Source organism: Pseudomonas sp. 18.1.10, assembly GCF_024655625.1.
Classification (GTDB): Bacteria; Pseudomonadota; Gammaproteobacteria; order Pseudomonadales; family Pseudomonadaceae; genus Aquipseudomonas.
Genome location: NZ_JANLGL010000468.1, coordinates 1 through 773 on the forward strand (window position 1 = coordinate 1; position 773 = coordinate 773).

At 59.8% G+C, this 773-nt stretch carries 1 protein-coding gene; it reads left to right on the forward strand.

The window, feature by feature from the left end; translation table 11 throughout:
- Positions 1-211: 211 nt before the first annotated feature.
- Positions 212-700, forward strand: coding sequence for a DUF1289 domain-containing protein (locus tag NUV89_RS29730; protein ID WP_257784126.1), 489 nt, complete (start codon positions 212-214; stop codon positions 698-700).
- Positions 701-773: the final 73 nt, after the last annotated feature.

Consider the following 773-nt stretch of genomic DNA (forward strand, 5'->3'; position numbering starts at 1 on the left):
ACTTCTTCGAGACCCGTGTGATCGAGTACCAGACTGGCGGCGCGCTGAGCTGGGACTAATCAACCACACAGATCCAAAAAATGTGGGAGCGGGCTTGCTCGCGAATGCAATCTGTCAGTTGATGCATCCGGTGACTGACACACCGCTTTCGCGGGCAAGCCCGCTCCCACATTGGGTCCGCGGTGTTCTACACACTCTGCCAATTACCTTTATGCCCAATCAAACCATCAAGACCCCCTGCATCGGCCTGTGCTCCACCGTCTACGGGGACCTGGTCTGCCGGGGCTGCAAGCGTTACCACCACGAAGTGATCCAGTGGAACGGCTACAACGCCGAGGAAAAACAGGCGGTGTGGCGGCGCCTGGAGCAATTGCTGGTGCAGGTGATGGCCAGCAAGCTGGAGGTGTTCGACGCGCACCTGCTGCGCCAGCAACTGGAGAACCGCAAGATCCGCTTTGTGCCGCACCAGTCGCCGTATTGCTGGGCGTACCAGTTGATTGCCCGGGGGGCGCGGGTGATTTCCAAGTTGGAGGCGTATGGTTTGGTGTTGCAACCGGAGTTTCGTGAGCGGCAGCTGGCCGACCTGCGGGATGCGATTGACCGCGAGTTTTTCCTGTTGTCCGAGGCGCACTACGAGCGCTACATCGCCCCGGGGTTTCTCAAGGAAGCGTTTGGGCCGGCTCTGATAGCGACCCTCTAAAGACCAGCACAACCCATGTGGGAGCGGGCTTGCTCGCGAAGGCGGTGTGTCAGAACACACATCTGCTGGCTGA